This is a genomic window from Microbacterium sp. KNMS (genome assembly GCF_053851835.1).
The window spans coordinates 1-13,436 of the sequence record NZ_JBSQBP010000034.1 but is presented as its reverse complement, the minus strand read 5'-3'; the positions used below and the strand labels follow the sequence as shown (position 1 = coordinate 13,436).

The following is a 13,436-nucleotide window of genomic DNA, read 5'->3' as shown; positions in this document are numbered from 1 at the left end:
CCATTCTGTCGTCCCAGAGACCGGGCCCCTACCGCCGCTCGCCCAGCAGCGCGCGCTTCGCCGGCCACGGCAGTTCGAACACGACCCGCGCGGGGGTGCGCATGACGAGCTCATAGACCGCGACCGACAGGATGGCGATGGCGAGCGTCACCAGCAGCGGCGCGAGCGAGCGGATGACCGGACGGTCGATCACGAGGCCCCAGTTCGGCACGCGCGACAGCAGCTCGAGCAGGAGTCCGTGCAGGACGTAGATCGGCAGGGTCCGCCGCCCGATCCACGCGAGCGCCCGGCCGACGGGCCGCGCCCGGCAGATCACCGCCATGAGCAGCAGGAGCAGGATGGCCGCGGCCGAGTCGCGAGGCACCGACAGCACCGCACCGACGTGCGGATCGCCCATGGCCATGATGCCGCCCGCGCCCAGGTACACGGCGAGCGCACCGAGCGCGAACGGGAGGTGCCGCGACGCGACGCGCTCGCGCAGCCAGGCCGATCCGTAGACGCCGATCGCGAAGAAGACGGCGTATCGCATGAGGTTGCGGTACTGGTCGTTGTTGTCGGCGACCGGCACGTAGTGGCTGCAGATCGACACGACGACGAGCGTCACGAGGACGAGCGCGGGGTCGACCCTGCGCAGCGTCGTCAGGAGGGCGGTCCATACGGCGAGCGCGAACACGTACCAGAGGAGCGTCTTCGGCAGGACGAGCTCGTTGAGGTACGCGTCCCAGCGGATGGCACCGGCGCCGCCGAGCGGGCCCGTCCAGACGTACGCGCCGACGAGCCCGGCGTAGAGCGCGAACGCGAGGAGCCACACCGCGTAGAGCCAGTACGACGAGGCGACCGACACGCGCACGGTGCGGTCGGACCATCCGTGCCGGATCCGCCGGGCCAGCAGCAGGCCGCTCAGCATCGCGAGCCCCGGGATGCGGAATGGCGTCATCGCGTCGATGAACCACGACCAGAAGCCCGTGGATGCACCGGGCTGCAGGTGCCCGAGGTAGCTCGAGAGCGTCGTGTGCATGAGGACGACGCCGAGCACGCAGATGCCGCGGGCCGCGTCGATCCACACGATGCGCTCGGTCCGGGCCATGCGCCCCAGCCTATGCGGGAGGGTTCGGATGGCCGGGGCCGGGCCGTCACGGCTCCTCGGCACGCTCCGCGTCGCCGCGCCCGGTCAGCGCCGCGATCATGCTCCGCAGGGCAGACCGCGCCGCCTCCTGCTCCTGCGGGGTCATCCCCCCGAGCATCCTGTCCTCGACCGCGCGGACGGCGGTGCTCGCCGCTTCGAGGCGCTCCCGGCCGAGCGGGGTGAGCTCCGCGGGCAGCACCCTCCCCACGCGGGCCTCCGCCGGCCTCGTCACCGAGCCGTCCTGCTCGAGGGTCTGCAGCAGCACGTTCATCGACTGACGCGTCACGAATGCACCGCGTGCGAGTTCGGAGTTCGACAGGCCCGGCCGCTGCGCGAGCAGCTCGAGGCAGGCGTAGTGCGTCACCGTCATCCCGAGCGGTCGGAGCACGGCCTCCATGGCCGAACGGAGCGCGGAGGACGCCTCCTTCAGCAGATAGCCGAGGGATGTCTCGAGATCGATCACGTCTTGACTCATGTCAGAAGTCTGACATAGCCTCGTTGTCAGTTATCTGACACAAAGGAGCAGACATGCCCGTCACCGGCCCCGATTTCATTTCCCTGCAGGTGCGCGACCTCGAGGCGTCGCAGGCGTTCTACGAGCAGCACCTCGGTCTCGTGCGATCGCCCGCAGGGCCGCCGCACGCCGTCGTCTTCGAGACGAGTCCGATCGCGTTCGCCCTGCGCGACATCGTGCCCGGAACCGAGCTCGAGTCGGCCGCGCAGCCGGGCATCGGCACGGCGATCTGGCTCCACGCGACTGACGCGCAGGAGATCCACGATGCGCTCGCCGATGCGGGTCACACGATCGTCTCCGCGCCGATCGACGGCCCGTTCGGGCGCACCTTCACCTTCGCGGATCCCGACGGATATCACGTCACGATCCACGACCGGGCGTAGGCGAGAAGGGGCGCTCCGGCGCCCTTCCTCACACGTTCCGCTCGACGAACCCCTGGATCTCGCGCGCGAAGACGTCCTCGCCGAACCGCTGCGCGCGCACCCGGCACTCCGCCGGCGACGAGGCGAGCGCCTTGTCGACCGCCGCGCGCAGCTCCGACGGAGAGTCCCAGTCGTGCACGTGCGCGCCCGTGACGCCGTCGAGCACCGACTCAACCGCTCCCCCGATGGCGTTCGCGAGCACGGGCGTGCCGGCCGCCATAGCCTCGACCGGGATGATCCCGAAGTCCTCGATGGGCGCGAAGACGAGCGCCGAAGCGCGCTGCAGGATGGCGGTCAGCAGAGGATTCGACGGATGGTGCACGAAGGTCACCGCGCCGGGGTACGTCTCATCCGCGATCGTGCGGAGGCGGTCTTCGTCAGGACCCGACCCGGCGAGCACGACCGGCAGTCCGGAAGCGCGGCCGGCGGCGATTGCCGCATCGAGGCGCTTGTATGGCACGAAGCGCGAGAACCCGAGGATGAACGACTCCGGCAGCCCGTCGAGCTGATCCTGCTCGGCCGCCGTCAGGTCAGGCTCCTGGCCGAAGCCATGGACCGCGACGGGCGGGTAGATGACCTCGGACTCGCGCTCCCAGGCGTCGGCGATCCGATCGGCGATGAACCGGCTGTTCGCCGCGATCGCGACGGGCTCCTGCGCGCGCTTGCGGTCCAGCGGCTTCAGCGCTGCGGAGACCGCACGGATGGGCAGGCTGTCGCCTCGCCCGTCGAGCTCGGGCACCCAGATGTAGCGCGCCGGCGTGTGCGTGTAGACGAGCTTCGGCACGTCGCGTGCCGGGCCGCCGAAGCGCGCGTGGTGCGCGAACAGGTGCGTGCTCGCGAGCACCCAGTCGGCGTCGCGCTGAGGGAGGTGACGCCACACCGTCGGCATGAACGGAAGGGCGAGCGCCTTGCGCCCGCGCAGCGGCGTGCGTGCGAGGACGGTCTCGTGGACGGGCTGCAGCCGGTCGCCGGCGTCATTCCACAGGCACCAGCGCTCCGCGTCGGGGAAGACCTGCGCGATGGCCTCGAACACGTTCTCCGACCCGCCTGCGGGCGAGAGCCACTCATGCACGATCAGACCACTCACCGGTGTCTCCTTGTTGAAGCTGTGGTCTCGATCCTATGGGCCGACGTCTGAGCGGATGCCTGAGGCAGCGGATGGCGCGCCGCGCGACTGCGGGCGTCGCGGACACATGGCGACGACAGGAAGCGCAGCTGGGGCGACCACGCTCACGTTCCGCGTGGCCGCCCCAGTTTCGTCAGCCGCAGCCCGGGCTCGATGTCTCGACCGGAACCGGCTTGACGAGCGGAGTGTGGACGACGCTGAGGGGGCCGTACTCCTGGTCAGGCGCACCGCTGAACGTCACCTCGAAGGTAAGCGATGTGGCCGGCTGGTTTTCAACGCGGATGCGGACCGCTGGTCGCCCCTCGTCCATGGTGCCGACGTCCGGCTGCACCTCGGCGCCGTCGACCTTCGCGGAGACATACGTGCCTCCGACGGGGCCGTAGAACACCATATCCGTCGCCTTCACGCCGCGGTCGAAGTAGATGCCGGTGGAGATGTAGGTCGGCAGACTCGCGATGTCGCCCGGCTGAAGGTTGTAGTTATACGTCGCCTTAGTCGTGAACGTCGGCGCTTCGTCGGATGCAACCTGGCAGACATTCGACTCGACCTCGACGCTCATATCCGCGTAGTAGTCGAGCTTTCCCTCGGTCGTGTCGTTGACGAACACTGCAAGTGCTGTTTCATCCTCGTTGTCCGCCGGAAGCGGGTTAAGGAGGGTCGTCCCCTGCACAGCCTGCGACTCCACAGGGTCAGTCGAAGAAAAATAAAGGCGCCCTTCAGCCCCGGCCCTACCGAACGCCTGCGCGAGCTTGACGACATCGGCGGAGCCGTCCGTCACCTTCTGGAACACCCCTCCCGCCGCCGCCGCAAAGTAGGCGTCCTGCGCTTCGCGCTCCGCGATCGTGTCGCCTGGGAACTTGAAGTACACGCCATTGAGCAAGACCTGTACGGCGTTGTCAGAATTGAGCGCCCCGCCCCCGGGCATCTCCACCGGCCCAGTGGCACCGAGAATGTACGAGAGAGCCACAGGATCAAGCGACAGAACGCCAACGCCTGGGTCTCCGTACGTCTCCTGCCAGAAGGCACGCACGAGCCGCGCGGTCTCGCCGAAATCGGGCGACATCGTCGTGTCCTGAATGAACTTGCCAACACGATCGCCGTACAGGGTCTCAGTACCCTGGTCGAGGTCGACGATTGGCTCCGGACGCCCGTTGTTAAAATCGGTCGAAGCCGCCTGCTGCGTGATCGAAATCCGCCCCTGATCTGCAGTCAGCATCATGAGTGACGCGGGGTTTCCCCCTGTCGTCCGAGCTTCCGCATTGTTCTGCACAATCACGATGTAATTGCGGGGGCCGTCTGCGCCAAGCATCGTGGGAAGGTGCGGCATGAGTTCCTCAAGCCGGACGAGAGTGGGCCAAAGTGCACCCACGGCGGCCCTCAGTTCGCCGACAGGCTCTTCGACGGGAGGCAGCAGCGTTGACGTGTCGATGGCAGAGAGATCGATCTGAACCTTCTCCGTCGCGACCGCTGCTTTGGATGTCGGTTCAGCAAGGGAGCGAACCGCGTCGAGATTGATCGCACCGTCTCGAGGGCCGATCGCAGCGATGTCAACGCTCGCGAAGGGCTTAAGTGCTTCGCGCACAAGATCATCCGCTGCCGCGGCCGCGATCCGCACTGAGGCGATATCGTCGCCCACGAACGGGAGCCATTCCGCTCCGCGCCAAAGCAGGTGATCGGTCGCGGTGCGCGCAGTTCCGGTCTTCTCCGCAACCTGTTCAACGGAAGAATGTGCTCCAGCCGTGTCGGCCGAAGCGATCTCCTCTTGGATGTCGCCCGTCAGAGGGACGACGTCGCGAAGGGCGCCATACGCGACGAACGCGCTAACACCGAGCGCGCCGACGTACGCGAGCGCAAGGAGCGGGATGCCCCAGGCGAACAAGCGCCATCGCCTACGTCGGCGGCGCTCGGGCGCTTCGCCCCGAGGCGCCGGAGGATCAGACTGCTTGGATGCACCTAAAGTCATAGTTGTTTCCCTGACTCCTGCTCGTCGCCGGTTCACCGGCTCAGTGCCTCGCCGAGCTGTCACGCAGCGCAGCCGGCCCCAGGTTCAGCTTAGGTTGCGCGAGAGCTGGAAGCCTGCGGGAACACCGGGGACTCTGTGCGAGGCTGGGACCATGGACACGGCACAGCCCCCGTTCGCGCGCGCTCGTCTCGACTCCCTTACCGGCATACGCGCGATCGCGGCGTTCCTCGTCTTCTGGCACCATGCGAACGAACATTACGACGGCGTATCGTCCGGCATGGTCGGTGTGTCGCTCTTCTACCTCCTCAGCGGCTTTGTGATGGCGTGGACGGACCGGCCAGAGGACAGTGCCCGAGACTTTTACATACGCCGACTCGCGAGGATCGCGCCGGCGTATGTGGCAGCCGTCGTCCTTGCGCTTACATTCAAGCTCTTCGAGGGAAACCTCATCGCGCGTGATCTCGCCGCGTTCACTCTGCTCCAGAGTTGGGTACCGTCCCCGTCTATCTATTTCGCGGCGAGCGCGGTGTTCTGGAGCCTGTCGTGCGAAGTGTTCTTCTATGCAACGTTCCCGATAATACGAACCTTAACGCGTCGACTTAACACAAGGGGACTATGGACGCTCGGAGTCGCCGCAGTCTGCGTCTCATTCACGATAGCGACAGTAGGCTCGTTCTTCCCATACACCCGTACCCTTCAGTGGGCCACCGTCGTCTTCCCTCCCGCGAGACTCCCCGAGTTCGTTCTCGGGGTCGTCCTCGGCACCTTGATGTCTCGCGGGTGGCGACCCCGGGTCTCGGTCGCTCTTGCTGCCCTGCTGGCCACCGCCAGCGTCACTCTCGCCGCTTTCGTCCCATATTCCTTTTCGCGCTACGCCGTCACCTTGATCCCGTTTGCGCTTCTCATCGTTGCGCTGGGCAGCGCTGACGCTTCCGGACGACGACTCCCGACACAGTCACGGATCCTTGTGACGCTCGGCGCGTGGTCGTATTGCTTCTACCTCGTACACCTAGTCGCCCTCGAGTTGGTGATTGGTTTGTTCGTCAACGCGCGTCTCCCCCTTCCACCGGGTGTCCTGTGCGGGCTCCTCACTGCAACAGTGACTGCCTTCACTCTCCACCGTTGGATCGAAACTCCTTCAGACCGGAGGCTCCGCGCAATGCTCTCGCCAGCCCGAAGCCCCCAGCGGGCGAACGATAAGGAGTTTGGACCGACCCGATGACGCAACATCTGTCCTTCGGTCGCGGCGCGGCGCGAGTGGCGGCGCCGTCCGACCTACAAACGATCTCGGGCCAACGCAAGAGCTGACGTTGTGAACGAGCGCTTTCCGACGATGCTGGCGAGAGTTGAGTGGGCAGCTCAGGCGGAAAGGCGCTGGTAAATGCGGAGGGAGTCGCGCCCGATTTCGTCATCGGTGAAATGGGCACGGACCCGTTCCGCAGCAGCGACGCCCATCCTACGTCGGAGTGCAGGGTCTTCGATGAGTCGACGAGTTGCCTCGATCAGGTCCTCATCTGTCCGCGCAACAAAGCCGGTCTCACCATCAAGGACAGTATCCCGATTCCCAACCACGTCGGTCGTGACAGCGGGAATGCCCCGACCTTGCGCCTGGATAAGAGACAGAGCCATCCCTTCCCACAGCGTCGGAAAAAGGAAGATGTCCGCGTCGGCAAAGATCGATTCGAGCTCTTCCGGACTCACCCAGTCCCTCAGCTCGACCGGAGAATCTCCGATCCAGCGCGAGATATCCTCGGGGTCTCCGCCGCCTACCCACAAGAAGCGGGCCTTTCCTTGGAGCGCGCGCGCGACCGATGCGAACCGCCAAGGCGCCTTTTGGTAGGTGATGCGCGCGGTTGTGACGACAAGGGGCAGCCCGTCGTGCACATATTCGTGCGGACGGGCGGGTATCGACTCGGATGGGACGCCCGAGCGGAGATACTCGACAGAGCGTGAGCGCAGGGCGCCTCGAGCGAGCTCGACCTCGCCAGCGGATGTCACAACGAGAGAACCCTTGCGCGCACAAAGCATCTCGAGAATCTGATAAGCCTTCCGTACCCATCGAGACGAGCTCTCGCGCAGGAAGGCGAATCCATGTGGCGAGTAGAAGACCGGCGCGTCTACCCCAATCAGCGCGATACGCCCAGCGGCGCCAGCTATTGAGGAATGGAAGTGGATCGCATCGTACTCGCCCGATCGAGCCAGACGCCTGAGGATCATCATCAGCGCGAATGTATTCTTCACCGTTCCGCCCGCCGAAATCGCGGGCAGCAGGTCCACGTCAGGGTGGAAGCGGGTTCGCATGATCTCGCGACGCGGAGTGTCAGGACGCACTGTGTAGAGAACCGCTGGCTTCGCGCCTGCTTCCGCTTGCCTGCGCGAGATGCTGTCGAGGAAGGTAACGATCCCTCCGCCCATCGCCTCAGTAACGTGGAGCACCTTCACATCGTTCCGCACGAGATCTCTCACTGCTCCTCCGACAATGCCGCCCAGGTTCGCCGCACACCCTCGTCGAGGTCCACCAGCTCCTTGAGCCCTCCGAAGTCGGCCTCGTACCGACGGGTGCTCAGGGCGATATGGTCCACGAAAGTGGACGGCACGTCCTTGTATTCGATAGTCGGCGGCAGACCGGTTATGCGTCGGATTGAGTCGACAATGTCGTTTAGGGTATGGGAGACACCAGAACCCACGTTATACACCGAATGCTCACCCTTTACACCCAACGGGGCGACAAGAAGCTTCGCTGCGTCTTCGACATAGATGTAGTCGCGTGCCATACTGCCGTCACCAAAAACGGTCAGCGGCTTCCCGTGTGCGAGGTTTCGCAGAAAAATCGGGATGACACCCTGTCGCCGCGTCGGGCTCTGGCGCGGGCCATACGGATTCGAGAGCCGTAGCACGGTGGAATGAAGTCCCTGAACGCGTCCAAAATACTCGAGGTATCGCTCAATCGTGAGCTTTCCGATCGCGTAAGGAGATACCGGCCGCGGCGATGCATCCTCCGAAACCAATGCATCCGGCTGATCCCCGTAGATCGCCCCTCCGGTAGACACGAAGTAGAGATGCTGGACCCGCGCCTCCACGGCAAGCCGGAACAGCTCGATGCTCCCCGTTACGTTCGTGCGGACATCGAGGAGCGGATCACGTTCAGCCGTCGCCGGCGTGGTTGTCGAGAGTAGGTGATACACGATCTCTTGATCGGCGAGGGCGGTTTCCACGTCGCCAACATTCAGAAAGTCACCCGAGATCTCCGCGTGGGGACGCGATAAGAATCGCTTCGGGCCGGAAAACCGGTCGAATACCGTCACCTGATGGCCCGCCGCGACCAACTCATCGACCACGTACGACCCGACGAAGCCGTTTCCACCGATCACAAGCACACGGCTCATACGTTTCCCCCTATGCCTTGCGCTGAATTTCGCGCTGAAGGTCCTTGATCGCGGCAGCAAGCTGAGGGGCCGCAAAGGACCAGCGGCAACGTGGCGAGAACTTTTCAGCTCGGGAAACCAGCTCGTCGCGGAACTCCCTGTCGGCAACGAGGCGGCTGACAGCGCGCGCAAGATCTGCTGGATCGTTGGAATCGACAAGGACGCCATAGCCACCCTCGTCCAACATGTCGACCTGGGCCGGGATGTCTGTGGCCACGACGGGGACGCCTGCGGCGGCGGACTCGAGCATTTTGAACGGTGTGGTCACACGCGCCATTGAGCCCGTGTTCGATTTCGGGCAGAGCGTCACGAGGGCGCCCGCGACGTAGCCGGCAAGTTCCTCCGGGCGCTTGCGTCCGAGCCACTCCAGCGTTTCGCCCTGAGCAGCCCTAACGGCGTCGGCTTTCACGCCGTCGCCAATGACGAGCAGCTTGAGCCCGCGGGGCCAATCCGGTGATTCATGGGCGGCGAGCATGTAGTCGATACCTTGCCAAGGCGCCAACCCCCCAAAGAAGAGCGCGTAGGGCTCTCCCATGTCCACGGGGTCAGCGTCGAAAAAGAGGTCGCTGACACCACTCGGCATGACTGCAACGGCGCCGCCTACGCCGGCACGTTGCGCTACGACCCACTCTGCGAGCCCGCGGTTGACGCAGAGGACCGATGACCCTGCTCGCAGGCTCTGCGTCATCATTCGCTTGATACCGGGAATCTTCTTGAGCCAAGGATTCGTCTCGTACGTAGACTCATCGTTTCCTTGGACCAACAGCAGGATCTTCCCGCCGGCGCGGCGCCACCGCGGAGCCACGAACGCGAGGAACGGGTGCCACCTTGTAACGAGCACCCCGGCATGCGCCGCCCGTCGCCCGGCGCGCACGAGCGTGAGCAACCGTCGCAACTTATTGACAAGGCCCTCAGCTGTTGCCTCTGAGAAGATCTGCTCGCGAACAGCGATTCCGGCCGCCTCAAGGCGACTACGAGTGCCGTCCATGTGCGTCCGAGCCGCGGATCCGATTCTCGTCGACTCGATCCACAGCATCGTCACGCTGGAAGTGGGCATCTCGTGTTCGCTATGCATCGAGTCACCATCGTAGACCGTTGCCGCTTGCGAACCGTCAGCCCACGGCGGAGACGGGCACCCGTCCCCACCCAACGGCTATGCCGCGCTTGCAGCACCGGACCAAGTCCACGGGCGAGCGCGCCCCTCGCGCGCTACGCCCGCCCTGGCCGACTGGATAAGCATCAAGGCGAGCGGCATGAGAGGCGTGAAATGTCGCAATGCCGATCCATAATCTGGTTCAAAAACGGCCTGAACAACTCCGAAGGCGAGCAGTAGCGCAAGAGAGCGGCGCAGCAGTGCTCCGTCGAGCGAACGCGCTCCGGGCCAACGGGTGGCGGAGCGCAGCACAAGCAAGGGCGTCACACGAACAAACGCATAAGCGATCAGTACGAGCAGATATGCGGGGCCTGCGAGTACCGGGAGCAGCACTGGAACGAATAGGAGCCAATAGTTGAGGAACACGTCGACGATTCCGCCGAGTGGCTGTGGCGCCGGCTCCAAGGGGACAATCAAGGTGTTGGCATCCAGATGACCCTGGACGGCCGTGCGGAAATGATTCGGGTCCCAGCCGAGCACAAAGTAGAATGCCAACCCGATAGCAACGGCCGCGAGACTTCCACCGATCAGAAGATAGCGCAGCCGTACTTGCCATATTGCAACGGCCCGGAATCCGACATAAGCCAGAGCGACCAGCGCCCAATAATCCCGGAAGAAGTATGCGTAGAGCAACATAGCTGCCACTGCGAAGGCGTCCCACCACACCGACTTCGGCAGCATCACCAACAGAAGCACGGGCACAAGAACGAAGACGTCCTTCGAGTACTGCCCAAGGTATACGCCAGCTAGCACAAAGGCGGCGACGATATAGGCGGAAGTGGTCACGGTGGCACTTCGACGACCAGAGCGGATGAGGGCGACAACTAGGACTGTTGAGGCGAGCAGATACCCACTCAAGGCAGCCAGATCCGGATTTTCACCGAGACCGAGCGCTCGGTAGGTGAGCCCCACCGGTGTATAGGAGCCGTCCTGGAAATCTGGCACCCGACCACTTGCGATGTCGAAAATGCGGTTAGCGTCACGACCGAACTGGTCCGGTAGCACCGACTCGCGAAGGACGGTTATAGCGAGGCCAGAGACGAAGCCAATTGCAAGTGACAGGTAAAACAGCGTGCCCGTCGCGACGGCAAAGCGGTGAGTTGGCACAGCCCTGCGTGCCCGCCGTCGGCTCATGGCCCGTTCCGTCATCGCCCCCACCGCTCGTTTCATGTCTCGCAGCCGACTCGGCCGCGGTTCATCCTAGCCGCGCCTTTTCGTCTTGTCCTGAGGACGAAGATCGTGCCGCTCTCACTCGCATTTGCAAGGGACGCCCTTGCGAGCGCCGGTCAACGAGGCCCGACCGTTGCACCAATCCTGGCGGTGATATCAGCAAGTGCCTCCTTCGCTTGGCGCAGGTCGGCCATTAGGGCGTCCCGGCTCGAGAGCGCGTCGAGCCACGTCTGAGCAGAAGATCCGGCCGGCTCGAGGAGGCGCACCGAGGTGGCGGAGGCCAGCGAGCGCACGACCTTCTCCGGCGACTCCGTGCTGAACCCGAGCGGGACCGCACCTTCCGTGTAGCCGACAATCAGTGCGTGAATACGATCGGAGATCACAGCTACCGCGGACCGGTAAAGAGTTCGCACCTTCTCCTCCTGCCCGGCATGTGAGGTGCCCTCGCTCCATTCAAGGACCTCGGCGCCCAAGCGTTTGGCGAGTTCGCGCGCACGATCCGCATCCCTACGCACCTGCACGACGAGGACTGGACGCGCCCCGGTCGCTTCCAACACTGTGCGCACGTCCTCGAACCAAACGTCGGTGGGGAACTCCCGGTCCCCGCGCATCGCGATGGCAATCACTTCGCGTTCGCCGACCTCACCCGTGGGCTCTCCGAAGGAAAACGCCCAGTCCGGCTGAACGCTGCCGACCTTGAACTGAACTCGAGTCCATTCGTCGCGCCACGTAGTGATCGCCGCACGCTTCGCGAGAAAGGGGAGGGATGACTTCGCGGGATCTGACCCCGGCCGCACGCTGACACCGGCGATGATCGTCTTCCCTCCGCGCACGTTGACGAACCAGGAGAGGAGTTCCTGCCAGCGCCCCTTCTTCCACTCCTCATCGGTCCCGACGACCTCTCCCGTGTTGGCCGCAAAGACAACGTCTCTCCCAAATGCCGCGGCGCGGAATGCAGCGATAAGCCATTTCCGCGGAGACTCATATTTGCGGTCAGCTGACGTAAGACCGAGGCCCGAACTGTAATCTGCATCGGGTCCGACGTACGCATGCAGGTTGCCGTACCCACGGAGAGCATTCAGATATGCACGACGAAGCAGGGAGTCGCCGATATTATCCCTCTGCCCTCCGACATTCACGAAAATATTGGGCAAACGAATCCCCTGCTTCTGCATTGTTCCGCGAAACACATCAGCATATCCGCGTCCGACATGCCGCCAATCTCTTTCCCTCAGGTCGATCGCCCCACGTTCCTCGGACCGCAACCTATGAATGCTCGCCCGCAATTTCTCACTGTCGAAAGGCCCGTCGTAAGTAATAACCCAACCAGGTCCGACTTCTTCAGCTATCGCCGTGTTGACATCCGAGACAGGCGCAATCACCGGCCGCCCCAGCGACAAAGCCACCAGCAGAACACCGGAATTGTGCATCTCACTGTACGGCAAGATGACCGCTTCTGAGGAAGTGACTTCGGTCACCATCTCGGCGTCGGAAACGTGCTCGAGACGAGCCGTGACGGACGCGTCCGTTCGCCGCCACCTTTCCAGCGCACGTTGGATCTGAGTCCGTATAGAGTCCGTCGGCCGGCCCACGATCCGGAGCTCATCCCCCGCAGTGGCAACGTCAGAGAACGCATCGATGAGTTTCGGCACCGACTTGTAGGGCTCGATCCTTCCGAAGAACAGGAAACGCCCTGGAACAACATCCGCCACAGGGAAGCCGGCCAACTGCTCGCGATAGTCACCATGAAGGACGATCTTGTTCACGTCGTCTGCACGAATGCGTCCCGCTCGATTGATGTGAACTCGCACTGAGGTGACGTTATCGAGGGCACGCAGTAGGCGTCGCTCCTCCGCGTCGCCAGGCTCATGAGGCTCGAGGTTGTGTTGCGTACGCACTACAGGTACCCGCGTAAGACGAAGCCGCAGGATAAATACTCGATAAAGAACCCGCTGAATCCTTCTCGCCCACGGCTTGCGTGACCGGATGAGAAATTCCGGCCAATGAACGTGGAAGACGTCATACTTGCCGAAGATCGCACGCCGCCAAGAAAAGTACTCGAACTCGATGTCGTCGGGGGCGTATCGAACTACCTGATCGATGTACTTGATCGTCGGGCCCGGTGCGGCCACTGACTCGAGCACTCGAACGGTTGTATCGGTCATCTGCATCCCTCGTAGTGCTTCCCAACGTCGGAGCATGACCGCAACGCAATCCGTACGTCCGCGGTGCGCCTCGACAACGAGCCTTCATCCTACCGAGGGTAGGTAGCTCTCGCGGAGCTAACCCAGGTAGCGACTGACATAAGGACGATGGACCGGCCGTGTTCCTGTGTCACGATGGGCTGTGTGAAGGGCATCATTCTTGCGGGTGGGTCGGGGACGCGTCTGCATCCGGTGACGTTGGGGACGTCGAAGCAGCTGGTGCCGGTGTATGACAAGCCGATGGTGTACTACCCGCTGTCGACGCTGATGCTGGCGGGGATCCGGGAGATCCTGGTGATCACGACGCCGCATGATGCGGCCTCGTTCGAGCGT

General features: G+C 63.9%; 12 protein-coding genes. 3 read left to right on the top strand and 9 right to left on the bottom strand.

The window, feature by feature from the left end; genetic code table 11:
- Window positions 1-28 precede the first annotated feature (28 nt).
- Window positions 29-1,087, bottom strand: a complete 1,059-nt coding sequence (locus ACWXWW_RS16745; RefSeq protein WP_455971051.1) for an acyltransferase family protein — start codon at window positions 1,085-1,087, stop codon at window positions 29-31.
- Between the two features lie 46 nt (window positions 1,088-1,133).
- Window positions 1,134-1,601, bottom strand: a complete 468-nt coding sequence (locus ACWXWW_RS16740; protein WP_455971049.1) for a MarR family winged helix-turn-helix transcriptional regulator — start codon at window positions 1,599-1,601, stop codon at window positions 1,134-1,136.
- 53 nt (window positions 1,602-1,654) lie between these two features.
- Between ACWXWW_RS16740 and ACWXWW_RS16735 the strand changes: the two genes are divergently transcribed.
- Window positions 1,655-2,023 carry a VOC family protein gene (locus ACWXWW_RS16735; RefSeq protein ID WP_455971048.1) on the top strand — a complete coding sequence of 123 codons (369 nt, stop codon included), beginning with the start codon at window positions 1,655-1,657 and terminating at the stop codon, window positions 2,021-2,023.
- Between the two features lie 28 nt (window positions 2,024-2,051).
- On the opposite strand, the gene ACWXWW_RS16730 is transcribed toward ACWXWW_RS16735, so the two are convergent.
- Together ACWXWW_RS16730 and ACWXWW_RS16725 are read right to left on the bottom strand one after the other, a co-directional pair.
- Window positions 2,052-3,149: a glycosyltransferase gene (locus ACWXWW_RS16730; RefSeq protein WP_455971046.1), complete on the bottom strand. Its 1,098-nt coding sequence runs from the start codon at window positions 3,147-3,149 to the stop codon at window positions 2,052-2,054.
- A 172-nt stretch (window positions 3,150-3,321) separates the two neighbouring features.
- Window positions 3,322-5,067: a DUF4012 domain-containing protein gene (locus ACWXWW_RS16725; RefSeq protein WP_455971044.1), complete on the bottom strand. Its 1,746-nt coding sequence runs from the start codon at window positions 5,065-5,067 to the stop codon at window positions 3,322-3,324.
- A 235-nt stretch (window positions 5,068-5,302) separates the two neighbouring features.
- Here ACWXWW_RS16725 and ACWXWW_RS16720 point away from each other — a divergent pair, with 235 nt between their 5' ends.
- Entirely contained in the window at window positions 5,303-6,373 is a 1,071-nt protein-coding gene (locus ACWXWW_RS16720) for an acyltransferase family protein (protein ID WP_455971042.1), read from the top strand.
- A 137-nt stretch (window positions 6,374-6,510) separates the two neighbouring features.
- Here the strand turns inward: ACWXWW_RS16720 and ACWXWW_RS16715 are convergent, their stop codons facing one another.
- The 5 genes from ACWXWW_RS16715 to ACWXWW_RS16695 all read right to left on the bottom strand — a co-directional run bounded on the left by ACWXWW_RS16715 (window position 6,511) and on the right by ACWXWW_RS16695 (window position 13,064).
- On the bottom strand, window positions 6,511-7,617 hold the full coding sequence (locus tag ACWXWW_RS16715; RefSeq protein WP_455971041.1) for a glycosyltransferase: 1,107 nt from the start codon (window positions 7,615-7,617) through the stop codon (window positions 6,511-6,513).
- Window positions 7,614-8,537 (bottom strand): NAD-dependent epimerase/dehydratase family protein, encoded by a 924-nt coding sequence (locus ACWXWW_RS16710; RefSeq protein ID WP_455971039.1) that lies wholly within the window; start codon window positions 8,535-8,537, stop codon window positions 7,614-7,616. Before ACWXWW_RS16710 ends, ACWXWW_RS16715 begins: the two co-directional genes overlap by 4 nt.
- A 10-nt stretch (window positions 8,538-8,547) precedes the next feature.
- Window positions 8,548-9,633 carry a glycosyltransferase family 4 protein gene (locus ACWXWW_RS16705; RefSeq protein ID WP_455971037.1) on the bottom strand — a complete coding sequence of 362 codons (1,086 nt, stop codon included), beginning with the start codon at window positions 9,631-9,633 and terminating at the stop codon, window positions 8,548-8,550.
- Window positions 9,634-9,729: 96 nt separating this feature from the next.
- Window positions 9,730-10,899 (bottom strand): hypothetical protein, encoded by a 1,170-nt coding sequence (locus ACWXWW_RS16700; RefSeq protein WP_455971035.1) that lies wholly within the window; start codon window positions 10,897-10,899, stop codon window positions 9,730-9,732.
- 116 nt (window positions 10,900-11,015) lie between these two features.
- The gene (locus ACWXWW_RS16695) at window positions 11,016-13,064 is read right to left on the bottom strand and encodes a glycosyltransferase (RefSeq protein WP_455971033.1); all 2,049 of its coding nucleotides are present in this window, start codon (window positions 13,062-13,064) and stop codon (window positions 11,016-11,018) included.
- 183 nt (window positions 13,065-13,247) lie between these two features.
- Here ACWXWW_RS16695 and ACWXWW_RS16690 point away from each other — a divergent pair.
- The coding region (locus ACWXWW_RS16690; RefSeq protein ID WP_455971031.1) for a sugar phosphate nucleotidyltransferase at window positions 13,248-13,436 on the top strand (189 nt) is incomplete at its 3' end.

Bases quoted from the DNA above. Each gene is read 5' to 3' on its own strand.
- ACWXWW_RS16745 (WP_455971051.1), bottom strand. From the start codon at position 1,087: ATGGCCCGGACCGAGCGCATCGTGTGGATCGACGCGGCCCGCGGCATC.
- ACWXWW_RS16740 (WP_455971049.1), bottom strand. From the start codon at position 1,601: ATGAGTCAAGACGTGATCGATCTCGAGACATCCCTCGGCTATCTGCTG.
- ACWXWW_RS16735 (WP_455971048.1), top strand. From the start codon at position 1,655: ATGCCCGTCACCGGCCCCGATTTCATTTCCCTGCAGGTGCGCGACCTC.
- ACWXWW_RS16720 (WP_455971042.1), top strand. From the start codon at position 5,303: ATGGACACGGCACAGCCCCCGTTCGCGCGCGCTCGTCTCGACTCCCTT.
- ACWXWW_RS16710 (WP_455971039.1), bottom strand. From the start codon at position 8,537: ATGAGCCGTGTGCTTGTGATCGGTGGAAACGGCTTCGTCGGGTCGTAC.
- ACWXWW_RS16705 (WP_455971037.1), bottom strand. From the start codon at position 9,633: ATGCCCACTTCCAGCGTGACGATGCTGTGGATCGAGTCGACGAGAATC.
- ACWXWW_RS16700 (WP_455971035.1), bottom strand. From the start codon at position 10,899: ATGAAACGAGCGGTGGGGGCGATGACGGAACGGGCCATGAGCCGACGG.
- ACWXWW_RS16695 (WP_455971033.1), bottom strand. From the start codon at position 13,064: ATGACCGATACAACCGTTCGAGTGCTCGAGTCAGTGGCCGCACCGGGC.